The sequence below is a fragment of the Nocardia nepalensis genome (assembly GCF_048910785.1).
Lineage (GTDB): Bacteria > Actinomycetota > Actinomycetes > Mycobacteriales > Mycobacteriaceae > Nocardia > Nocardia nepalensis.
In genome coordinates this window covers 445,094-466,054 of the sequence record NZ_JBKBET010000020.1, presented here as the reverse complement: position 1 = coordinate 466,054, position 20,961 = coordinate 445,094, and the positions used below count along the sequence as shown (strand labels likewise).

General features: G+C 66.7%; 24 protein-coding genes and 1 pseudogene. 11 read left to right on the top strand and 14 right to left on the bottom strand.

Annotation, left to right across the window (positions count from 1 at the left end):
* The first annotated feature begins 117 nt into the window (after nucleotides 1-117).
* The 5 genes from ACHQ4I_RS13315 (at nucleotide 118) to ACHQ4I_RS13295 (ending at nucleotide 6,649) form a co-directional block, all read left to right on the top strand.
* Entirely contained in the window at nucleotides 118-1,575 is a 1,458-nt protein-coding gene (locus tag ACHQ4I_RS13315) for a nitrate/nitrite transporter (RefSeq protein WP_420772674.1), read from the top strand.
* 26 nt (nucleotides 1,576-1,601) lie between these two features.
* The gene (gene nirB / locus ACHQ4I_RS13310; RefSeq protein ID WP_420772020.1) at nucleotides 1,602-4,151 is read left to right on the top strand and encodes a nitrite reductase large subunit NirB; all 2,550 of its coding nucleotides are present in this window, start codon (nucleotides 1,602-1,604) and stop codon (nucleotides 4,149-4,151) included.
* 64 nt (nucleotides 4,152-4,215) lie between these two features.
* Nucleotides 4,216-4,617 carry a nitrite reductase small subunit NirD gene (nirD, locus tag ACHQ4I_RS13305; protein WP_420772019.1) on the top strand — a complete coding sequence of 134 codons (402 nt, stop codon included), beginning with the start codon at nucleotides 4,216-4,218 and terminating at the stop codon, nucleotides 4,615-4,617.
* 2 nt (nucleotides 4,618-4,619) lie between these two features.
* Nucleotides 4,620-5,858: a uroporphyrinogen-III synthase gene (locus tag ACHQ4I_RS13300; protein WP_420772018.1), complete on the top strand. Its 1,239-nt coding sequence runs from the start codon at nucleotides 4,620-4,622 to the stop codon at nucleotides 5,856-5,858.
* Nucleotides 5,855-6,649, top strand: a complete 795-nt coding sequence (locus ACHQ4I_RS13295) for a sirohydrochlorin chelatase (RefSeq protein WP_420772017.1) — start codon at nucleotides 5,855-5,857, stop codon at nucleotides 6,647-6,649. Before ACHQ4I_RS13300 ends, ACHQ4I_RS13295 begins: the two co-directional genes overlap by 4 nt.
* Here ACHQ4I_RS13295 and ACHQ4I_RS13290 read toward each other — a convergent pair.
* Genes ACHQ4I_RS13290 through ACHQ4I_RS13280 form a run of 3 tightly spaced genes read right to left on the bottom strand, consistent with a single transcriptional unit; the run spans nucleotide 6,636 to nucleotide 7,364 of the window.
* A complete protein-coding gene (locus tag ACHQ4I_RS13290; RefSeq protein WP_420772016.1) occupies nucleotides 6,636-6,851 on the bottom strand; it encodes a hypothetical protein in 216 nt (71 codons plus the stop codon). The genes ACHQ4I_RS13295 and ACHQ4I_RS13290 overlap by 14 nt on opposite strands.
* A complete protein-coding gene (locus tag ACHQ4I_RS13285) occupies nucleotides 6,844-7,167 on the bottom strand; it encodes a hypothetical protein (RefSeq protein WP_420772015.1) in 324 nt (107 codons plus the stop codon). The genes ACHQ4I_RS13290 and ACHQ4I_RS13285 overlap by 8 nt, the downstream gene beginning before the upstream one ends.
* Nucleotides 7,167-7,364, bottom strand: coding sequence for a hypothetical protein (locus tag ACHQ4I_RS13280; protein WP_420772014.1), 198 nt, complete (start codon nucleotides 7,362-7,364; stop codon nucleotides 7,167-7,169). The genes ACHQ4I_RS13285 and ACHQ4I_RS13280 overlap by 1 nt, the downstream gene beginning before the upstream one ends.
* Before the next feature lie 254 nt (nucleotides 7,365-7,618).
* Here ACHQ4I_RS13280 and ACHQ4I_RS13275 point away from each other — a divergent pair, with 254 nt between their 5' ends.
* Nucleotides 7,619-8,488, top strand: coding sequence for a helix-turn-helix domain-containing protein (locus ACHQ4I_RS13275; RefSeq protein ID WP_420772013.1), 870 nt, complete (start codon nucleotides 7,619-7,621; stop codon nucleotides 8,486-8,488).
* Entirely contained in the window at nucleotides 8,485-8,691 is a 207-nt protein-coding gene (locus tag ACHQ4I_RS13270; RefSeq protein ID WP_420772012.1) for a DUF397 domain-containing protein, read from the top strand. The genes ACHQ4I_RS13275 and ACHQ4I_RS13270 overlap by 4 nt, the downstream gene beginning before the upstream one ends.
* A gap of 102 nt (nucleotides 8,692-8,793) precedes the next feature.
* Here ACHQ4I_RS13270 and ACHQ4I_RS13265 read toward each other — a convergent pair whose 3' ends face one another.
* Both ACHQ4I_RS13265 and ACHQ4I_RS13260 read right to left on the bottom strand, forming a co-directional pair.
* Nucleotides 8,794-9,027, bottom strand: a complete 234-nt coding sequence (locus tag ACHQ4I_RS13265; RefSeq protein WP_420772011.1) for a helix-turn-helix domain-containing protein — start codon at nucleotides 9,025-9,027, stop codon at nucleotides 8,794-8,796.
* A gap of 263 nt (nucleotides 9,028-9,290) precedes the next feature.
* Nucleotides 9,291-9,632 (bottom strand): annotated as a pseudogene (locus ACHQ4I_RS13260) (DJ-1/PfpI family protein); the annotation flags it as partial.
* A 237-nt stretch (nucleotides 9,633-9,869) separates the two neighbouring features.
* Here ACHQ4I_RS13260 and ACHQ4I_RS13255 point away from each other — a divergent pair.
* Nucleotides 9,870-10,781, top strand: coding sequence for an NAD-dependent epimerase/dehydratase family protein (locus tag ACHQ4I_RS13255; RefSeq protein WP_420772010.1), 912 nt, complete (start codon nucleotides 9,870-9,872; stop codon nucleotides 10,779-10,781).
* Nucleotides 10,782-10,979: 198 nt separating this feature from the next.
* The gene (locus tag ACHQ4I_RS13250; protein WP_420772009.1) at nucleotides 10,980-11,600 is read left to right on the top strand and encodes an AMP-binding protein; all 621 of its coding nucleotides are present in this window, start codon (nucleotides 10,980-10,982) and stop codon (nucleotides 11,598-11,600) included.
* Between the two features lie 42 nt (nucleotides 11,601-11,642).
* On the opposite strand, the gene ACHQ4I_RS13245 is transcribed toward ACHQ4I_RS13250, so the two are convergent.
* The 3 genes from ACHQ4I_RS13245 to ACHQ4I_RS13235 all read right to left on the bottom strand — a co-directional run bounded on the left by ACHQ4I_RS13245 (nucleotide 11,643) and on the right by ACHQ4I_RS13235 (nucleotide 13,131).
* Nucleotides 11,643-12,095: a VOC family protein gene (locus ACHQ4I_RS13245; RefSeq protein ID WP_420772008.1), complete on the bottom strand. Its 453-nt coding sequence runs from the start codon at nucleotides 12,093-12,095 to the stop codon at nucleotides 11,643-11,645.
* Between the two features lie 109 nt (nucleotides 12,096-12,204).
* Nucleotides 12,205-12,624 (bottom strand): pyridoxamine 5'-phosphate oxidase family protein, encoded by a 420-nt coding sequence (locus ACHQ4I_RS13240; protein ID WP_420772007.1) that lies wholly within the window; start codon nucleotides 12,622-12,624, stop codon nucleotides 12,205-12,207.
* A gap of 174 nt (nucleotides 12,625-12,798) precedes the next feature.
* Nucleotides 12,799-13,131 carry a hypothetical protein gene (locus ACHQ4I_RS13235; protein ID WP_420772006.1) on the bottom strand — a complete coding sequence of 111 codons (333 nt, stop codon included), beginning with the start codon at nucleotides 13,129-13,131 and terminating at the stop codon, nucleotides 12,799-12,801.
* A 189-nt stretch (nucleotides 13,132-13,320) separates the two neighbouring features.
* On the opposite strand from ACHQ4I_RS13235, the gene ACHQ4I_RS13230 reads away from it, so the two are divergent.
* Nucleotides 13,321-13,545, top strand: a complete 225-nt coding sequence (locus ACHQ4I_RS13230) for a hypothetical protein (protein ID WP_420772005.1) — start codon at nucleotides 13,321-13,323, stop codon at nucleotides 13,543-13,545.
* A gap of 297 nt (nucleotides 13,546-13,842) precedes the next feature.
* Here the strand turns inward: ACHQ4I_RS13230 and ACHQ4I_RS13225 are convergent, their stop codons facing one another.
* The gene (locus ACHQ4I_RS13225) at nucleotides 13,843-14,289 is read right to left on the bottom strand and encodes a cupin domain-containing protein (RefSeq protein ID WP_420772004.1); all 447 of its coding nucleotides are present in this window, start codon (nucleotides 14,287-14,289) and stop codon (nucleotides 13,843-13,845) included.
* 214 nt (nucleotides 14,290-14,503) lie between these two features.
* Between ACHQ4I_RS13225 and ACHQ4I_RS13220 the strand changes: the two genes are divergently transcribed.
* A complete protein-coding gene (locus ACHQ4I_RS13220; protein WP_420772003.1) occupies nucleotides 14,504-16,204 on the top strand; it encodes a metallophosphoesterase family protein in 1,701 nt (566 codons plus the stop codon).
* 4 nt (nucleotides 16,205-16,208) lie between these two features.
* Here the strand turns inward: ACHQ4I_RS13220 and ACHQ4I_RS13215 are convergent, their stop codons facing one another.
* The 5 genes from ACHQ4I_RS13215 to narH form a co-directional block, all read right to left on the bottom strand.
* Entirely contained in the window at nucleotides 16,209-16,550 is a 342-nt protein-coding gene (locus tag ACHQ4I_RS13215) for a TfoX/Sxy family protein (RefSeq protein WP_420772002.1), read from the bottom strand.
* A 61-nt stretch (nucleotides 16,551-16,611) separates the two neighbouring features.
* Nucleotides 16,612-17,583, bottom strand: coding sequence for an alpha/beta hydrolase (locus ACHQ4I_RS13210; protein ID WP_420772001.1), 972 nt, complete (start codon nucleotides 17,581-17,583; stop codon nucleotides 16,612-16,614).
* Between the two features lie 138 nt (nucleotides 17,584-17,721).
* Nucleotides 17,722-18,462 (bottom strand): respiratory nitrate reductase subunit gamma, encoded by a 741-nt coding sequence (narI, locus tag ACHQ4I_RS13205; RefSeq protein WP_420772000.1) that lies wholly within the window; start codon nucleotides 18,460-18,462, stop codon nucleotides 17,722-17,724.
* A complete protein-coding gene (narJ, locus tag ACHQ4I_RS13200; RefSeq protein ID WP_420771999.1) occupies nucleotides 18,459-19,139 on the bottom strand; it encodes a nitrate reductase molybdenum cofactor assembly chaperone in 681 nt (226 codons plus the stop codon). Before narJ ends, narI begins: the two co-directional genes overlap by 4 nt.
* A 34-nt stretch (nucleotides 19,140-19,173) precedes the next feature.
* Entirely contained in the window at nucleotides 19,174-20,901 is a 1,728-nt protein-coding gene (gene narH / locus ACHQ4I_RS13195) for a nitrate reductase subunit beta (protein ID WP_420772673.1), read from the bottom strand.
* Nucleotides 20,902-20,961: the final 60 nt, after the last annotated feature.

The window sequence follows — 20,961 nt, the reverse complement described above, 5'->3', positions numbered from 1 at the left end:
TGAAACTCACCCGCGACTCCCGGTAATCGTGAGCAACCGTTGATTTGACGGTCATTTGGGGCAGCATTTCGGCAATACCCGTTTCCTACCGTTGGGCTAACCGATTTTGGGAGGCCCCTGTTGAGCACGCTGACGCGTAACCACAACATCGAGCATTGGGATGCCGAAGACGTCGCGGCCTGGGAGGCCGGTGGCAAGGACATCGCCAAGCGGAATCTGGTGTGGTCTGTTTTTGCAGAGCATGTCGGTTTCTCGGTGTGGTCCATCTGGTCGGTCATGGTGCTGTTCATGCCCACCGATAAGTTCGGCATCGATCCCGCGGGCAAGTTCTTCCTGGTCGCCATGCCGACCCTGGTGGGTGCGGTGCTGCGGATTCCGTACACCGTCGCGACGGCACGCTTCGGCGGCCGCAACTGGACCATCTTCAGCGCCATGCTGCTGCTCGTTCCGACGCTGCTGACGCTGTACTTCGTCAACCAGCCGGGCACCTCGTACACGACCTTCCTGGTCGTCGCGGCATTCGCCGGTTTCGGTGGCGGCAACTTCGCCTCCTCGATGACCAATATCAATGCCTTCTACCCGCAGCGGCTGAAGGGCTGGGCGCTCGGGCTGAACGCGGGCGGCGGAAATATCGGCGTGCCCGTCATCCAGTTGATCGGCCTGCTCGTCATCGCCACCCTCGGCAATACCTACGCCTCGCTGATCTGCGCGATCTACCTCGTGCTCGTTGCGCTGGCGGGTGTCGGTGCGGCGCTCTACATGGACAACCTGAAGAACCAGAAGGCCGATCTCTCCTACATGATCGCGGCGCTCAGGGTGCCGCAGTCCTGGGCGATCGCATTCCTCTACATCGGCACCTTCGGTTCGTTCATCGGCTACAGCTTCGCCTTCGGCCAGGTGCTCCAGATCAGCTTCAAGGCCGGTGGTGACACCGTCGCGCAGGCCGCGCTGCACGCCGCGCAGATCGCCTTCATCGGTCCGCTGCTCGGTTCGCTGGCCCGTCCGTACGGCGGCAAGTTGGCCGACCGGATCGGCGGCAGCCGGGTCACCATGTACACCTTCGCCGCGATGACCGCGGCCGCGGTGCTGGTGGCCGTGGCGAGCACCGCGGGCGACCGCAGCGGCGGCGTGCCGAGCGGTGGCGCGATGGTCGCGCTGGTGGTCGGGTTCATCGCGCTGTTCGTCGTATCGGGCATCGGCAACGGGGCCGTCACCAAGATCATCCCGTCGGTCTTCGACGCCAAATCCAAGAGCCTGGACGCGAGTCCGGCCGCCCGGGCCGCCTGGTCGCAGAACACCTCCGGCGCGCTCATCGGTTTCGTCGGCGCGATCGGTGCGCTCGGCGGCGTCGCGATCAACCTGATGCTGCGCACCTCCTACGCCTCGACCAAATCCGCGACCACCGCGTTCTGGGTCTTCATGGCCTTCTATGTGGCCTGCGCCGCGGTGACCTGGATGGTGTTCCTGCGCCGTCCGCGCGTCGCGATCGACTCCGAGGTCGTCGCCGAGGCCGAGGCTCTCGTGCTCGAAGCCGAATCCACGTCCCAGTCCACCAGCCCGTCGGCCCGAGCCTGACGCCGAATCATCAACGGAGGACAGTCATGAACTCGACAGTCGACCCCACCCAGCGCAAGACCGCCGTGGTCGTCGGCCACGGCATGGTCGGGCACCGATTCGTGGAGGCGCTGCGGTCCCGGGACGAGGCCGGTCAGTGGCAGGTGGTCATCCTCAGCGAGGAAAAGCTGCCCGCCTACGACCGCGTCGGACTCTCGTCCTACGTCGGCAACTGGGAGGCGAGCGCGCTCGCCCTGCCCGGTAACGAGTACGCCGGTGACGATCTGGTCGAGCTGCGGCTGGGCCAGGCCGCACAGGCCATCGACCGGGAGGCCCGCAAGGTCACCACGTCGGCGGGCGACACCATCGCCTACGACGCGCTGGTGCTGGCCACCGGTTCGTACCCGTTCGTGCCGCCGGTGCCGGGCCACGATCTGCCCGAGTGCTTCGTCTACCGGACCATCGATGACCTCGACGGCATCCGCGCGGCGGCCGCCGCGGCCGGACCCGGCGCGGTGGGCGTGGTGGTCGGCGGTGGTCTGCTCGGCCTGGAGGCGGCCAACGCGCTGCGGCTGCTCGGCATGACCCCGCATGTGGTGGAGTTCAATGCCCGCCTGATGCCCGCCCAGGTCGACGAGGGCGGCGGCGCCATCCTGGAGAAGCTGGTCACCGACCTCGGGCTGCACGTGCACACCGGCGTCGGCACCGCGTCGATCGAAACCGTCGCCGAGGCGAATTCGGCTGAGCGCCTGAAGATTACGCTCTCCGACGAGTCGGTGATCGAGGCCGGCCTCGTGGTCTTCTCCGCCGGTGTCCGCCCGCGCGACCAGATCGCCCGCGACAGCGGCATCGAGGTCGGCCCGCGCGGCGGCATCGTCACCGACCTCGGTCTGCAGACCTCGGATCCGAATATCTACGCGATCGGCGAATGCGCCGCGGTGGAAGGCGTTTGCTACGGCCTGGTCGCCCCCGGCTACACCACCGCCGAGATCGTCGCGGACCGTTTGCTCGGTGGCGCGGGCGAATTCCCGGGCGCCGATATGTCGACCAAGCTGAAGCTGCTCGGCGTCGACGTGGCGAGCTTCGGTGACGCGCACGGCACCACCGAGGGTGCGCTGTCGGTGGTGCTGCACGATGCCGCCAAGGGCACCTACGCGAAACTGGTCGTCTCCGATGACGCACAGATCCTGCTTGGCGGCATCCTGGTCGGCGATGCCACCGCGTACTCGGCGCTGCGTCCGCTGGTCGGGCGTCCGCTGCCCGCCGAGCCCGCCTCGCTGATCTCGCCCGCCGGTGCCGAACTCGGCGCCGACGCACTGCCCGACGACGCCCAGATCTGCTCCTGCAACAACGTCTCCAAGGGCGCGATCTGCGGGGCCATCGAGGACGGCGCCTGCGATATCGCGGGCATCAAGAAGTGCACGTCCGCGGGAACCTCCTGTGGCGGTTGCGTCCCGATGATCAAGAAGCTGCTCGAGCAGTCCGGTGTGGAGATGTCCAAGGCGCTGTGCGAGCACTTCTCGCAGTCGCGCGCCGAGCTGTTCCAGATCGTCCAGGTCACCGGCATTCGCACCTTCTCCGGCCTGATCGCCAAGCACGGCAAGGGCACCGGCTGCGATATCTGCAAGCCGACGGTCGCCTCCATCCTGGCCTCGACCTCGAGCGATCACATCCTCGACGGCGAACAGGCCGCGCTGCAGGACACCAACGACCACTTCCTGGCCAATATGCAGAAGAACGGCACCTACTCGGTGGTGCCGCGGATGCCCGGCGGTGAGGTCACCCCGGACCAGCTGATCACCATCGGCCAGATCGCCAAGGAATTCGACCTGTATGTCAAGGTCACCGGCGGTCAGCGCATCGACCTGTTCGGCGCGCGCGTCGAACAGCTGCCGTTGATCTGGAAGCGCCTGGTCGAGGTCGGCATGGAGTCCGGACACGCCTACGGCAAGTCGCTGCGCACCGTGAAGAGCTGCGTCGGCTCCACCTGGTGCCGCTACGGCCAGCAGGATTCGGTCGGCATGGCGGTGCTGCTGGAGAAGCGCTACCGCGGACTGCGTTCGCCGCACAAGCTGAAGCTGGCGGTCTCGGGCTGCGCCCGGGAATGCGCCGAGGCCCGCGGCAAGGACGTCGGCGTGATCGCGACCGAGCACGGCTGGAACCTGTACGTCGGCGGCAACGGCGGTCTGACCCCGAAGCACGCGGTGCTGCTCGCCGGTGATCTCGACGACGAGACGCTGATCAAGTACATCGACCGGTACCTGATGTTCTACGTCCGCACCGCCGACCGGTTGCAGCGCACCGCGCCGTGGCAGGAGGCGCTCGAGGGCGGTCTCGACTACCTCAAGCAGGTCATCTGCGAGGACAGCCTCGGCATCGCCGACGATCTGGAGGCGGCCATGGCCCAGCATGTCGCCGGCTACCGCGACGAATGGGCCGCGGTGCTCGATGACGAGGAGAAGCTGTCGCGCTTCGTGTCCTTCGTCAACGCCCCCGAAGAGGCCGATCCGACCATTTCGTTCGACGAGAGCGGGGAACGGAAGGTTCCTGTGTTGCTCGGCATACCGGAAATGCCGGTCGCCACACGCGGGCAATAACCGCTTAACCCCGAAGAAACAGGGCGCCGGTACCAATGGGTAAGGCGTTTGGAGGATGACACCGATGACCGTGATCGACACCCCCGGCATTGCCACAGCTACCACGGGTTGGACGCAGGCGTGCCGACTCGACTACTTGATCCCCGGCCGCGGCGTCGCGGTGTTGCTGAAGGGCGGCCGACAGGCGGCGCTCTTCCTGCTGACCGACGGCACCCTCGCCGCCGTGGGCAATATCGATCCGATCGGCCGGGCGGCAGTGATGTCGCGCGGGATCGTCGGTGATCGCGGCGGCGTTCCCGTCGTGGCGTCGCCGCTGCTGAAGCAGGCATTCTCGTTGTTGGACGGACGCTGCCTGGACGACGATTCGGCAGCACTGCCGGTATACGCGGTGCGCGTCGAGGACGGCATCGTTTCGGTTTCCAATGAGCCGGTCGGCACCGGGCTCGACGCCACGGACGGTGGATAGGCATGACAACTATCGATACGGGCGCCTGTCTGGCCGGTTTCACGGTCGGCATTACGGCGGCCAGGCGGGCCGATGAGTTCGCCACGCTGCTCACACGTCGGGGTGCCGGTATCGTCGCGGCCCCCGCCATCCGCATCATTCCGCTGTCCGATGACAACGAGCTGGAGCGGGTGACCCGCGAGATCGTCGCCGATCCGCCGCAGCTCGTGGTCGCCACCACCGGCATCGGCTTCCGCGGCTGGATGGAGGCGGCCGAGGGCTGGGGCATCGCCGAAGACCTGCGCGCGACCCTGGCCTCGACCAGGATGCTGGCGCGCGGGCCGAAGGCCAAGGGCGCCATCCGCGCCGCCGAACTGCGCGAGGAATGGTCCCCCGCGTCGGAATCCTCCGCCGAGGTGCTCGACCACCTGCTCGCCGAGGGCGTGGAGGGCGTGCGGATCGCGGTCCAATTGCACGGCGCCACAACGGAATGGGAGCCGGTTCCGGATTTCTGTGAGGTATTGCGCTGCGCCGGTGCGGATGTCGTTCCGGTGCCGGTGTACCGCTGGGTGCCGCCGGATGACCAGGGGCCGATGGATCAGCTCATCGAGGCCATCGTCACCTCCAGCCTGGACTGTGTGACCTTCACCAGTGCGCCCGCCGTGGCGTCATTGTTGATGCGCGCCAAGGAAACCGGGCTGCTCGAGGGTGTGCTGCACGCCCTGCGCGGCCGGGTGCTGCCCGCCTGCGTCGGACCGATCACCGCGGCTCCGCTGGAGGAACTCGGCGTGCCGACCTCGATGCCGGGACGCGCCCGACTCGGTGCGCTGGCCCGCCACGTCGCCGAGGAATTGCCGCGGCGCGCCAATCGCATTCAGGCCGCCGGGCACACGATCAGCGTGCGCGGGGCGTGCGTGGTGGTCGACGGTTCGGTGCGCCAGCTCGCGCCGGCGCCGATGGCCCTGATGCGGTCGCTGGCACGTCAGCCGGGCCGGGTCGTCTCCCGGGAGGATCTGCTCGCGGCGCTGCCCGGCGGCGGTGACGACACCCACGCCGTGGAAACCGCGATCGCGCGGCTGCGCGCCGGTCTCGGTACGCCGAAAGCCATTCAGACCGTGGTCAAGCGGGGCTACCGGCTAGCGCTGGACGCCGCGGACTGCGCCGACGATTATCCGCGCACCGTGACCAACGGACGCCCGGTGGCCGGTATCGCAACCCCGGCGCGTGCGCCGAGGTACGCCCAGACGGCGGGTAGCTGGTGACGGCTCCGGCCCTGGTCCTGGTAGCGCACGGCACCAGGAGCACCAGGGGTGTGCAGATGATCGCCGCGCTGGCCGAGGCGGTGACCCGGGAGCTCGGTGGGATGCCAGCCGGCGGGGTGGATGAGCACAGCGGGCCGGAGACATCCGAGAAGCCCTGGGTTCGTACCGCTTTCGTGGACGTGCTCGGTCCGTCCCCGTCCGAGGTCCTGCGCGATCTGACCGATGCCGTCGGGGAATCGGTTCCCGCCGTGGTGGTTCCGGCGTTCCTCGCATCCGGATATCACGTGTACCAGGATGTGCCGCGCGAGGTGGCCGAGAGCGGTCATCCCGAGGTAGCGGTAACACCCGCGATGGGACCGGACCCGGCATTGGCCCGCATCATGACCATGCGACTGCGTGCCGCGGGCTGGCGTCCCGGTGACGCGGTGGTGTTCGCGGCCGCTGGTTCCTCGGATGCCCGTGCGCGCCAAGATGTTCGGCGCGCGGCGGGCATGCTGGCCGAACATCTCGGTGTACCGGTCCGCATCGGCTATGTCGCCACCGGAGCCCCGCGCGTCCCGGAGGTCGTTGCCGAACTTCGTGAGTCGGGTGCGCAGCGCGTCTTCATCGCGTCGTATCTGCTGGCCCACGGCCTGTTCCAGCAGCGCCTGCACGAGGCCGGAGCCGATGGTGTTGCCGAGCCGATCGGTGTTCACCCCGCTGTCGTCCGGCTGATCGCCGACCGCTACCGCGCCGCCGCCCGAGAACTGGCGCGGGCCGACACATTCCCTGTGGAAGTCAGAGGCGCGTAGCGCCCCTTTCGTCCAGGTCGTCATACTCGATCGGCCAACCATCCGCGCCTACCGCACAGAGTGAACCGTCCGCGAGCTGGCACAGCGTGGCGCTATTGGCGGGAGCCAGTTCGAGCTTGCGTCGCGTGTCCTCGTGGAAGGCGGTCAGCAGTGCCCTTACGGCGGGGGCGATTCCGTCTCGGTGGCGCTGGATCTCATTCATATGTGTTGTGCCCCAACGCGTTAGGGATATCCGCCGCGCACAGCAGGGCCGCCCAGTAATCGTTGCGTACCACGTCCCAGAGGTCGTCGTGCGCGGGCAGCAACTCGCGCGCGTCGGCCAGATCCGGATTTACGTCGAACAGGATGGTTCCGGGCTGTACCTCCGGAAGCGGCATTCGCGACGGAAGCCGATGCGCGACGAACGACTCGCGCGGGAACTGCACCCGCAGCACGCGCGCCGAACTACTGACCAGCTGCCACACCGCAACCTTGCCACCGTCGCGAGTCCGACTGGTACGCAACATATCCCGCCGCATCACCGCACCTCGCCACTGGCACGCCCGATGCCGGGGGTATCGACACCCCGGCACCGGGACGACTCGGTGGGCGCGATCCGCGCTGCCCATTCTTGGACCGCGTGGGCGAACAACTCGACCACATCGGCCGACGCACCGACGTAGCTGTTGGGTGGACCGATGAACGGATCTCGTTGGGGAAGCTCATGGTTCGACATCTGCGGTCCTCCCGTACCTCGATGGCTATAGTTGTGTGCTCGGGCCTCGGCAATCCCGCGATGTCTTCGGGGTGGAAGCGGATTGCTCGAGGGGAGCTGGCGCCCTGCCCGGCGCATATGTAGAAGACCACCGAGTAGGCCGCTCGGAGCTGTCGATCTGAAATTTCGCGAGAAGTCCTGCAAATGGCCTGCACGGATTACAGATATTTCGCGACGCTGCTTCAAATTGAAACGTCACAGAAGGGGAGATGGGCATGGATGAAACGGACGAACCGCAGTCGTTGCCGAAGCGTCAACTCGGCCAGTACCTTCGAGAGGCCCGCGAGGAGCAGGGCATGAGCCTTGCCAAGGCAGCCGAGCACATCAACCGCTCGGCCCCGACTCTGCTGCGGATCGAGAAGGGCATGACGAAAAAGGTTCAGCCGCTGGAGATCGAGGCGCTCTGTCGACTGTACGGATTCGATCCGGTGAAGACGGAGGCAATGAAAGGGCTTGCTCAGCAGGCGAATACGAAGAACTGGTGGCGTGAGTTCGATGACTTGATCCCGGCAAACTTCGATATCTACGTTGGGCTGGAGACTGCGGCCCAGGAGATTGCCACATACCAGCCCGACCTGATCCCCGGCCTGTTGCAGACTCCCGACTATGCCCGCGCACTCATGCGCAGTGCGCTTCCGCTTGATGCGACGGAGGAAATCGAACGCCGCGTTCAGTTGAAGATGCGACGGCAGCTCCTCATCACACGTAAGGCCAACCCGGTCGCGTTCCAGGTTGTCATCCATGAGGGCGCGATTCGCCGCGTCGTTGGTGGTGCCAAGATGATGGCTGCGCAATTACGCCATCTCGCCGACATGAGCACCCGCCCCAACATCAGTGTCCAAGTGCTTCCCTTCACTGCGGGCATCCCGCTGGGCGATCCTGTCGGATCATTCGTCATCTTGCGGTTTGGCGCGGGCGTGCGCACCGTGGTGTATGCCGAGATCTTCACCGGCGACCTCTACCTGGAGAAATCCGCTAGCCTGCGCCGGTATGCTGGTGCGCACGAGGCCATTCAGAAAGCTGCGCTGGATGAGACCGGAAGCAGGAGCCTGCTCCGGCAGGTGGCGAAGGAGTATCGAGGGTGAACGCTGATCTATCCGGTGCCAAGTGGTTTAAGAGCAGCCGGAGCACGGCGTCCAAGGAATGTGTGGAGGTCGCTTTCCTCGATGACGGCATGATCGGCGTCCGTGACTCCAAGAACCCAACCGCCCCAGCGCTCGTATTCACTGCTGGCGAATGGTCGGCCTTCACCGCTGGCGTGAACAACGGCGAATTCGAACGCCCCTAACCCAATTCAACTCCCCGCGCCTTCGGCCCGTGATCAAGATCAGGTGGACATGGTGGCGGGGGGTTCACGGGCGATGCCGCCATAGTTTCCACCTGATCTTGATTATGGGGTGCGGGTGAAGGTGGCGCGGTAGGTGGTTGGGGGGAGGCCTACGTGGCGGAGCATGTGTTGGCGGAGGGATTCTGCGGAGCCGATGCCGCTGTGGCGGGCTACCTGGTCCATGGGGAGGGTGGTGGATTCCAGGAGTTCGCGGGCGCGTTGGATGCGTTGGTGGAGTAGCCATTTCTGGGGGCTGAGGCCGGTTTCGTCGTGGAAGCGGCGGGTGAGGGTGCGCACGCTGGTGCGGGCGTGGGTGGCCAGATCGTCCAGGGATAGGGGAGTGTCGAGGCTTCCAGGGCCCAGGTGCGGGTGGCCGAGAGCGACAGGCCGTTCTCGGGCGGCAGTGGTGAGTCGACGAATTGGGCTTGGCCGCCGGGGCGTACCGGTGTTACCACAGCGGCGCGGGCCGCGGCATTGGCGACCGTCGCACCGTAGTCGGTGCGAATCAGGTGCAGGCACAGGTCGATTCCGGCGGCGGCGCCCGCGGCGGTGGTCACCGGTCCGTCTTCGATGAACAGTGCGTCGGAACGCACGGTCACGTCCGGGTACATCGCGGCGAGTTCGTCGGCGAGTCCCCAATGCGTGGTGGCGGTGCGTCCGGACAACAGCCCGGCCTGGGCCAATACGAATGCGCCGCTGCAGATCGAGGTGACCCGCTTGCCCTGGTCAACGGCCCTGCGGAGGGCCGCGATCGTGGCCGCGTCGGCGGTGCCGCGACTGCCGGTGCTCGGCACGATGACCGTATCCGCCTCGTCGAGCGCGTCCAGTCCGCGCGGCACCACGACATCGAAGCCGCCCAGCGCGCCGGGCACCACGCCGGGTTCGGCGGTGCACACCACCATCCGATAACACGGCTCACCATTCACCGTCACCGTGCCGAGCATGGTTCCGGGCATGGCGAGTTCGAAGGGCTTCACCGGCGCGACGGCGACAACGGCCACGGTCTTCATGGCTGGATCCTTGGGATAGATGGCTAACCGGCCACTAGTCTAACGCTCCCATGCCGGGCAATGTTGACGGCACGCGATCGGCAACCGGCTCAGATCGCGTGAATCACCTTGTCTCAGAAGGGAAGTCGCATGCCTTCGCATGTCATCATCGGCCGCGGCGCCACCGCCTCGGCAACCGCCGTCAGGTTGGCCGAATCCGGCGACCAGGTACGGATGATCAGCCGCAGCGGGACCGGCCCCGAACATCCCGAAATCGAGCTGATCGCAACCGATGCCGTGGACACGACCGCGCTCGCCGACCTCGTCAAGGGCGCGGACACCCTATTCAATACCGCGATGCCCGCCTATCACACCTGGCCGGAGACGGTACCGCCGCTGTTCGGCGCGATACTGTCGGCCGCGGAGCAGGCCGGCGCGAATTACGTCATGCTCGGCAACCTTTACGGCTACGGCCCGGTGGACGGCGTGGTCACCGACGACACACCGTTGGCGGCCAAAGGCCCCAAGGGGCGGGTGCGCGCGCAGATGTGGCTCGATGCCAAGGCGGCGCACGATGCGGGGCGGGTGCGGGTCACCGAGGTCAGGGCGGGCCAATTCCTCGGCCCCGGTGCGGTATCGCTGTTCTCGCTGGTGGTGCAGCCGAAAGTGCTTGCGGGCCAACTCGCTCTGGTCCCGCAGGACCTGGACCTGCCGCATCCCTACACCGCGACCGGCGATGCCGCCGACGCTCTGGTCGCGGTCGCGCGCAGCGAAAACGCCTGGGGCCGTGCCTGGCTCGCCCCGACCATTACCAGCACCGTGCGCGCCGCCGCGGAGCGCTTCGCGGAAACGGCCGGTGCCCCGAACCCGCGTCTCGAGGTGATGACCGAGCGCGAACTGACCCTGCTCGGCCTCGCCGACCCGTTCTGGGTCGAGTTGTTCGAGACCTATCACATGTCGCACCGGAAGTTCACCGTTGACGATGCGGCGATTCGGGGTACGTTCGGGGTCACCGCCAGCGACCTCGACGCCGTCTTCGCGGAGGTGGTTTCGGCGTCCTGATCGGTACGGATCGTCGCGGTCCCGGGCCGCGGCGAGATCCGGACTCACCGCGACCGATCTCGCGGAGGTGTCCTGATCGCGTCTTACGACGGCGACATCCCGGCGGGCGTGGAATGCCGCGGTCTCGGATCGGTAGTGCCGTAGGTTGGCTCGTGGATGTTTCAGCGGCAGGCTTTCCGAAATACCCGGGGAGGCGTTGTGACGGGAGCCGACGACAACACCGCGGTAGCGGCCGATACCGGTCCGACGGTCTTATTGCCCGAACTCCTACGCGCGGGCACTGTTCCGGATGCGGTCGCCCTACGTGACGGTGCGCGCACGATGACCTATCAGGAGTTGGACGAGGAATCGTCCAGATGGGCGCGTGAGTTGATGGCCGGTGGTGCGGGACCGGGCGAGTTCGTGGTGGCAGCGCTGTCGCGGCCGGTCGAATCCGGGCTGGCGCTCTGGGCGGTCGCCAAGACCGGAGCGTGTTTCGTTCCGGTCGACCCGACCGAGCCGTCTTGCCGGATCGCGACGGTGATCGCGGATTCCGGTGCACGACAGGGGATTACGGTCGCATCCGTCAGACGGGATCTGCCCCGACACGGCATCGACTGGCTGATGTTCGATGATTCCGCCGCCGCCGGGCGAGCCGCGCGTCGTCCCGCCACTCCGATCGACGATATCGACCGGGCGCGGGCGCTACGGCCCGGCCATCCGGCGTATCTGATCTACCCGTCGGATACGACGAAGGGGGTGCTGCTCACGCATCGCGCGCTGAACCCCCGCACCACCCACCCGCCCTCCGCCGACGTAGCCGGGCATCCCTTTTCGTAGCCGATGTGTCGGGTGCCCGGCTATCAGACGAGGTGTCCGGTCTCAGGCGTTGTCGTACGCGTCCTGCAGAACCTTGATATCGAGCTTGGACATCGACCGCAGCGCTGTCGCGGCAGCTGCGGTCTTGATGGGGTTCGCGCCGTTCATCAGGGTGAGCAGCGTCGCTGGGACGACCTGCCAGGACAGGCCGTAGCGGTCGGTCAGCCAGCCGCACGGACCGGGTTCGCCGCCGTCGACCAGGGCGTCCCAGAGTCGGTCGACCTCCGTTTGGGTTTCGACCACGACCTGGATCGAGGCGGCATCGGTGAACGGGTGGCCGGGGCCGCCGTTCATCAGGGTGTAGGGGTGGCCGTCGAGTTCGATGGACACGATGAAGGCCGAACCGTCGGGGTGCCGGTTGACCTCGACAATGCGGGAGTTGGGGATCAGCGCGGTGTAGCGGGTGGCGGCTTCCTCGGCGTCGCTGGCGAACCAGAGGAATGTGTTGACCGACATGGTGGGCTCCTTGGGTTGTCGATGACCTGCTGTCATCCGTTGGTCGGAGCCGATCGGACACCTTCGACGTATCGCCACGGATTTTCTCGAGAATTTTTTCGCGGCGGACTCAGACGCTCGCGAGGGCGACGAACCGATCGGGAGTAATGGTGATCAGCACCCGCGCGCGATCCTGCTGCGCCAGCGCCGATTCGTTGCCGTACTTCTCCCAGATGCGCTGGGTCCAGACACCATTCGGGTCGACGGTCAACTCGGCATCGCCGATGATCCGGACCTGCCGGTTCGGCCGCTGACCATCCGCGCGCCGGCCGACCACCTCCCGGTCGATTACCAACCCGACCCGCGGATTCGCCCGGATCCGCCGCAAATGCGGACGCCCGGCCCAACTGGTGAGCCGGAAGGCATGCTGATCCCACAGGAACCAGATGGGCGTGACATGCGGATATCCGGCCGCGTCGATCGTGGCCAGGTGCGCGACGATATCGCTCGCCAGCAATCCGGCGATCTCGGCAGGACGCAGCGTCCGCATCTCCAACCCCTCGATTCGAACTTATGTTCGAGTCTACCTTGTGTGCGGCCGGAGGTCGGAGCGACCGGTGATTTTCGCGGTCCGTAACAACCGGGGATCATCCGACGACTAGCGAGGGGGTATCGGACGACCGTCCAAATTCACCAGACCCATTGCGCGTCTGTCCTTTTCGGGTCAGGCGGCAGGCGCAGGAGGAGAGACCGTGCGGATCATGCAGATATTGGGCAAGGGGCGCCGATGGCGCGTCGGCACCGGACTGGTGCTGGGCGTCGTGGCGCCGGTGCTGATCGTGACCGCGTGCACGGCCGACAAGCAGGATTCCGCCGCGCCGCACTCGGGCACGGCGACGGTCACCTCGATCAGCGCATCGAGGACGACGCCCCCGGCCACCACCACGGCACCGGGCAATCCCGGTGGGGGAAATCCGGGCAGTGGAGGCGGAGCGGGCACCGGACAGACAGCCGCGCAGCCGGTCACCCCGGGCGGCACCGACAACTGCGGAATCATTGTCTGCGGCGCACCTCCCGAAGCTCAGCCGGCACCAGGTGGCACGGACACCTGTGGCGTGACCTTCTGTGGCACAACGAGCAATCCCGCTCCGACGCCCGACTATGTCAAGTGCACCGACAAGATCAACTACGCGGGCGATCCACGGCCCAACGCCGAGATCAACAGCATCGGTGAACGAGACGGCAAGTGTCCCGAACCGATTCACCCCACGACAACCAGCAGTGCGGCACCCACGACCACGACCACGGTTGCGCCGACCACGGATGCGCCGACGACAACTTCGTCGCCGACTACGACCGTTACGACGTCAACGGCTACGCAGTAGGAGGGCGGGTCTGGAGCTCGGCGCCCAGGGCGCGGGCTCCGGACATCAGTCCGGTGTCGACTGACATCAACGGCGCGCATCGCTGATCGGTCGACGCCAAGCCATCATCGCCACCGGGAGATCCGCGTCCGCGATGGCGGCGAGATCCTCGGTCGGCCACGGCCGGACCCGTGCCGCGAGACGACTTCGCGGATCTGCCGGGTCGACGTCAGGTATTGCATCGCTGATCGGCAGACGCCAAGCGGTCATCGCCACCGGGAGATCCGCGTCCGCGATGGCGGCGAGATCCTCGGTCGGCCACGGCCGGACCCGCGCCGCGCAACGACTTCGCGGTCAGGTCTTGCGCCTGCGCGGCAAGCGGGTGCGTCGAATGCTGGGCCGGTCTAAGCGCAACCCGGGGCGTCGGCGTCCTGGAACAGCGGCATACCGGTGGGTGGGGCGTAGACGACGTCGAGGACGAGTGGGTCGGGGCCGAGGTTGCGGCCGATGTGCACGTTCCAGGCGCCCTCGGGTTCGTAGATGAAATCGCCGGTGCGCAGGACCGGGGCTACGCAGTCGGGGCCGGGGTGGGTCAGGGTGCCCGAGCGGACGAAGCCGAAGACTGGGCCGTCGTGGTAGTGCCAGCCGGTGGAACCGCCTGGGGCGATGGTGATTTCGCGGACGACGAGATCTCGCCCCGCGACGAAGGGGAGTAGTCCGGCGGGGATCTGGGCCTGGCCGAGGGTGACCGCGGTGATATCGGTGCCGGGTGTCGCATTGGCGGTCGTCGCGCCGACAATCGAACCGCCCAATACGAGCGCCGCGATGGCCCCGCGCGCAAATGGCGTCATTGCGGCAGCTTATCCACCGAGACGCCGTCGGAAAAGGGTGCTGCGCGGCGGCCGGTCCGAGATCGTGCCTGCCGCTGGGGTATTCGTTCGTTTTGTACGAATCGAGTCGGTCGGTATTCGCGAAGGCCGCTCGGCGCAGAGTTCATGAACTGTTCGTGCCTGGGAAGCGGTGCCGAGTTGCGTGATGCGCCGCGGCCGTAGAGCATCGGAAGCCGTGCCGTCGAATGCGCTGAACCCCGCTGGCGATCTCCCGGATACCGGAATTCCCGCGGCCTTGGCCGCTCGGATGACCATGGCCGAGCAGCACGAGTGGCACCGGAATTATCTACGCCGCCATGCCGTCTCGCGGCGCAATGTGCTGCGCGGTGCGGCGGCGGCAGCCGCGGTCGCGGCGGTCGGCGCCTCGCCGTTCGGCAGGCGCGCCTACGCCGAGGACGCGCAGCTCGCGGTCGGCGGTCGGCACGTCGGGTACGGCCCGGACGCGACAAGTCAGCTGCGATTCGCCGGTCAGCTCTCCCGGCCACCGGCCGGTACCAAGGTGTTTCTGGACCATGGCCCGACGCCCGCGCTGGGCGGCACCATCGAGGCCGAGGTGCGCAATCTGCTGACCCAGGTGCCCACCGCCGACAACGGAGTCCTCGCGGCCGAACAGTTCTACGTGCACGCCCCGGTCGACGGCCTGCCCGGTCGCCTGCCGCACTTCTACCGGTGGCGCACCTCCGACGGATTCACCGGCGATACCCGCACCGCCGCGCCCGCGATGCCGAGCGCGCGCAGTGCCATCCTGCCGTTCCGTTTCACCATGATGGGCGATCAGGGCACCGAGGACACCCCGGCGCTGCCGCCGGGCACCGTGCCCGGCGACTACGACGACAAGCACTACAAGTCCGATAACGATCCGACCGCACCGCACGCGAGCAATGTGCTGCGCCAAATCGCCGCCGCCAAACCGGATTTCCACATCCTCGCCGGCGATATCGCCTACGCCGACCCGTCCGGCCACGGCAACCCGAACGAATTCGTCGCCAACGGCGCGAAGCTCCGATCCGGTTTCGACAAGTACAACCCCTACGTTTGGGATGTCTACTTCGGCGCCATCGAGCGCAGTGCCGCCGAGACGCCGTGGATGTTCACCACCGGCAACCACGATATGGAAGCGACCTACGGACAGCACGGCTACGGCGGCCATCTGGCGCGGCTGGACTTTCCCGGCAACGGTCCCGCGGGCTGCCCGTCGGCGTATTCGTTCACCTACGGCAATGTCGCGGTGCTCTCGCTCGACGCCAATGACGTCACCTATGAGATCCGGGCCAATACCGGGTATTCCGGTGGGGCACAGACGAGTTGGGTGGAGCGCACCCTCGCCGCCTACCGCGCGGATCCGGAGATCGACTTCCTGGTGTGCTTCTTCCACCACTGCGCGTATTCGACCACCGAGGCGCACGCCAGCGACGGCGGCCTGCGCGATGCCTGGACGGGACTGTTCGACAGGTATCAGGTGGATCTGGTCCTCCAGGGGCACAATCACGTCTTCGAACGCACGGATCCGATCCGCGCCGGCGCCGCGACCAGGGTCGCCGGTGACAACTCGATCGTCTACCCGGAGACCGACGGCACCGTCTACTACACGGTCGGCGGCGGTGGCCGAGCGCGCTACGAATTCCAGCCCGGTTCGCAGGAATCCTTCCGCGGCCACGAATTACCGGACACCGCGGTCCCGAACAGCTATGTCTGGACGTCCTCCGGTGACAAGCAGGACGAGGCCGCTCCTTGGTCGCGGGTGCGGTTCCGCAACTACTCGTTCCTGCGCGTCGATGTCCGGCCGGGCATCTTCGCCAGCGAAATGGATGTGGTCGCGGTGGATGAATACGGCCGGCAATTCGACAAACTCACCTTCCGCCGCCTCGTCCGCTGAACCGCTACTTATCCTTTTTCGGCGGCAGTGAGCGCGCATAGGTGACGCCGCGATCGATCCATTCGCCGAGCGCGTCGTCGTCGGCGACCGCCTCGCCGTCGACGCGCAGCCAGTTGTTCATCTCCCGACCGCCCATCACCATCGCGCCGACATATTCGCGGGCGAGCAGCGTGGTGCTCTCCTGCGGGTCGACGCGGACGAGCAGACCGCCCTTACCGCTGGCGGCGACCGCCATATTGCCGCCGATCAGGAAGGCCAGACCACCGAACATCTTCTTCTCGGCCACGTCGGGCGCGGGCTCGATCAGCTCCCGGATCCGATCGGCGAGCTCCTTGTCATATGCCATACCGCATTGTCGACCAGGGCACCGACAAGTTCGCTGACGAATCGCCCGCGTGCCCGGTCGGCTATGCGCCGATCGCGGCGGCGAACATCGGCCAGGACTGGTGCAGGTCGTCCTGCCAGTAGGTCCAGGCGTGGGTGCCCGAGCGCAAGTTCACGACGGCGGGCACGCCAGCAGCGGCCAGCCGGTCCACGAATGGGCGGGTGCAGCTGTCGATGACGGTCTCCATCACGCCGCCGACCAGCATGCGGTCGGCCAGGCGGGCCGGGTTGCCGTCGATGCCGGCATCGTTGAGGTTTTCATGCGCGCCGGGAGCGCCATTGCCCGCCGAGATGTAGAGCGCCATACCGCGCAGCTGGTCCACGTGCAGCATCGGATCGTGCTCGGCCCAGGCCGGATTGCCGGGCGCGCCCCACATATTGGCCGCATTCGCGCCGAAGACCGCGAGCTCGGCGTACACCTTGGCGATGCCTACTGGGTCACTGGTGCGCGGGCAGCCGCTGTAGGAACCGACCGCCTGATACAGGCCGGGCGCGCCGATCGCCAGATTCAGCGCCGAGGTCGCCGACATCGACAGTCCCGCAACGGCATTGCGCCCGGTCATGCCGAAACGCGATTCCAGCAGCGGCGGCAGTTCCTGGGTCAGGAAGGTCGTCCACTTATTGCGGCCCAGGGCGGGATCGTCATTGAGCCAGTCGGTGTAGTAACTCGCGTGCCCACCGATCGGCACGATCACATTGACGTGCTTATCCGCGAAGAAGTCCGCGACATCGGTGCGGCGCATCCACGGCCCGCCCTCCTCGCCGCCGTCGACCGCATTGAGCAGATAGAGCGCGGGCGCACCGGAGCCGGGATGTGACATCCACAGCGTGATGGGCCGGTCCATCGCCGCCGAATAGACCACGACCTCGAACTGCCGCCCGCCCAATGGGCGAACGTCGAGGATCTGGGAGCCGGGATCGGCTCCGGCGGTGGTGGGGATGGTCGCGGAGCAGACCGCGAACAGGAAAACCAGGCATCGCACGAGCTGGTACATGGGTCGAATTCCTATCACGGCCGTCTACGTGTCCTCGGGATTCGACGGGCGTGTTTGCTAGGAAATCACCGGCCCCGCCCTCCCGATGCGGGAGGGCGGGGCCGTGGGGCATCGGGTGAGAGGACCCGAACTCGGGGGTCAGCGCCAGGTTTCGGGCGTGACGGGGGCGTCCCAGGCGCGGGCGTAGCGGCGCTTGTCCGGGGCGTTGGATTCCTTGGCGCGATAGACGATGTAGGGGCGGGTCAGGTAGCCGACGGGCGCGCTGAACATGTGGACCAGGCGGGTGTAGGGCCAGATCGCGATGAGGGTCAGCACGACGAGACCGTGGAGTTGGAAGGTCCACGGGGTGCCCACCATCAGCTCGGGCTGCGGGTGCACGGTGAACAGGCTGCGGAACCACGGGGATACGGTTTCGCGGTAGTTGTAGGTGCCCCACAGCAGGTTGCTGCCCCAGGTGTTGAGCAGGCCGGTGATCAGCGCGGCGGCCAGCAGGACGTACATGAGCTGGTCGTTGCGGGTGGTGGCCTTGCGCACGGCGGGGACGGTGACGCGGCGGTAGAGCAGGATGCCGACGCCGAGGATGACCGCGATTCCGGCGACCGAACCCGCCGCGACCGCGACCAGGTGATAGGTGTGTTCGGAGATGCCGACCGCGTCTGTCCAGGATTGCGGGATCAGCACGCCGAGGACATGGCCGCCGATCACCCCGAGCATGCCGAAGTGGAACAGCGGGCTGCCCAGGCGCAGCAGGCGGCTCTCGTAGATCTGGGATGAGCGCGTGGTCCAGCCGAATTGGTCGTTGCGGTAGCGCCACAGGTGGCCCAGCACGAACGAGGTGAAGGCCACGTAGGGCAGGGTCATCCAGAAGGTGGTGGTCATCGGCGGGCCTCCGATCCGTCGAAGAGGGAGGGGTCCATGGCGAAGGGGTCGAGGCCGACCTCTTCCTCGGGCGGTCCCTGGGCGGCGAGTTCGGCGATCCGGCGGCGGTCCGCGGTGGTCAGCGGCGGAAGTGTGGCGACCACCGCGGCAAGGACCCCGGCGTAGGGGGATCCGTTGTCCACCAACGACAGTCGCAACAGTTCGATCACCGGGACGTGCTCGCCGAGCAACCGTTCACCGCCGATCGGGTCGATGGTGGCGGCGAATTCCAGCAGCACCGGCAGGTGGTCGGGCAACTCCTCGTCACCGAGTTCGACTCCCGCATGACGGTAGGCGTGCTTGAACCGCAGCAGTGCCATGCCGCGTTTGCGGGTGTCGCCGTAGGCGTAGAACGTCAGGTGCATGCTGGAACGCCGTCGCATATCGAAGGTTTCGACATATTGCTGAGCCAGCGTGATCGGCGGGGTGGCACGCAGATGGTGGACGAATTCCAGCAGGTGCGCACCTACCTCGTCCGGCAATTGTGTTGCGGCATCATAGATCTGGTCGACGTTCGCCAGCATCTGCTCGCTCGGATAGTCGAGCAGCAGGGCGGCGATCCGCCACACCAGACGGCAGTCACGCTCGGACAGCGCAGCGACGGGCTCTGGCCTGCGGCGCACCTTCAGCAGGGCCATCACTGGCCTCCGAGGACTAGCGCGCGGGTCGTGTTCATTGGGTTGCTCCGGTCGGCGTCGTTGCGGCGGAACCGTTCGTCACCGGTGTCGCGCCGTTGGTCGAACCGTTCGTGGTCGCACCGTTTTTCGCCGAGCCATTGGTTCCGTTCACGCCGTGCCCGTTGCCATTGCCATTGCTCGCGGTAGGCAGCAAACCCTCGGTACTGCGCCCATCCCAGTTCAACAGGTTGATCCGGGTCGACTTCGCATCCGGCGCGGCATCATTGGCATCGGTGAGGTGGAACTTCTCCACCATCGTGTCGAACGCCGTCATGCCCGGCCCGCCATCGGTATCCAGGCTGCACCCGGTCGCCAGCGAATCCAGTTCGTGCGCCTGGGAAGTCGCGCCTTGCGGAATCACATACCGATGCTCGTATTTCGCGATGGCGAGCAGGCGATACATCGCCTCGATCTCCTCGGGCTCCAAACGCACCGAAGGCGCGATCGAAGGATCCGGTTCCATACCGAGATTCACCGACCGCATGAACGAACGCATGGCCGCGAGCCGCTGCAGCGACGCTCGCACCGGCCCGATCTCACCTGCGGTGAACAGCTCGGCCAGGTACTCGACCGGAATGCGCAGTGCGTCGATGGCGCCGAACAGGTTCGACGCATCCTCGGCATCATGCCCGGTCTCGGAGAGCACATCCACTACCGGCGACAGCGGCGGCACATACCAAACCATCGGCATGGTGCGGTATTCCGGATGCAGCGGCAGCGCGATCTGGTAGTCGACGATCAATTTGTAGACCGGCGAATCCTGCGCGGCCTCGATCCACTCCGGCGAGATCCCGGCCCGCTCCGCCTCCGCGATCACCCGTGGGTCATGCGGATTGAGGAACACCCCGAGTTGCGAGGGATACAGATCCTTGGTGTCGGTGACCGAGGCCGCCGCCTGCACGGCATCCGCGTCGTAGAGCATCACGCCGATGTAGCGCAGTCGCCCGACACAGGTCTCCGAGCAGACGGTCGGAATGCCGACTTCCACGCGCGGGTAGCAGAACGTGCACTTCTCCGCCTTACCCGTCTTGTGGTTGAAGTAGATCTTCTTGTACGGGCAGCCGCTGACACACTGCCGCCAGCCGCGGCACTTGTCCTGGTCGACGAGCACGATGCCGTCCTCGGACCGCTTGTAGATCGCACCCGACGGGCACGAGGCCACGCACGATGGATTGAGGCAGTGCTCGCAGATCCGCGGCAGGTAGAACATGAAGGTCTGCTCGAACTCCAGCTTCACCTGATCCGACAGCTTGGCCAGCAGCGGGTCCTTGCCGACCTGTTCCGGGCCGGAACCCAGGTCGTCGTCCCAGTTGGCGCCCCAGGTGATCTTCGTATCCTGGCCGGTGATCAGCGATTTCGGCCGCGCGACCGGGCTGGTGTCCATCGCGGGCGAGGACAGCAGGTTGTCGTAGTCGTAGCTCCACGGCTCGTAGTAATCGGAGACCGTCGGCAGATCCGGGTTGGCGAAGATATTGAGCAGCCGCTTCATTCGCGAGCCGGACTTGAGGGTCAGCTTGCCGCGCTTGTTGAGCGTCCAGCCGCCCTTCCACTTGTCCTGGTCCTGGTACTGCCGCGGATAACCCTGTCCCGGGCGGGTTTCCACGTTGTTGAACCACATGTACTCGGTGCCGCCGCGGTTGGTCCACGCCTGCTTACAGGTGACACTGCAGGTGTGGCAGCCGATGCACTTGTCCAGGTTCATCACCATGGCCATCTGTGCCATGACACGCATGTCAGTACTCCACTTCCTGCGAGCGACCATCGGACAGAGCGTGGTGACCTC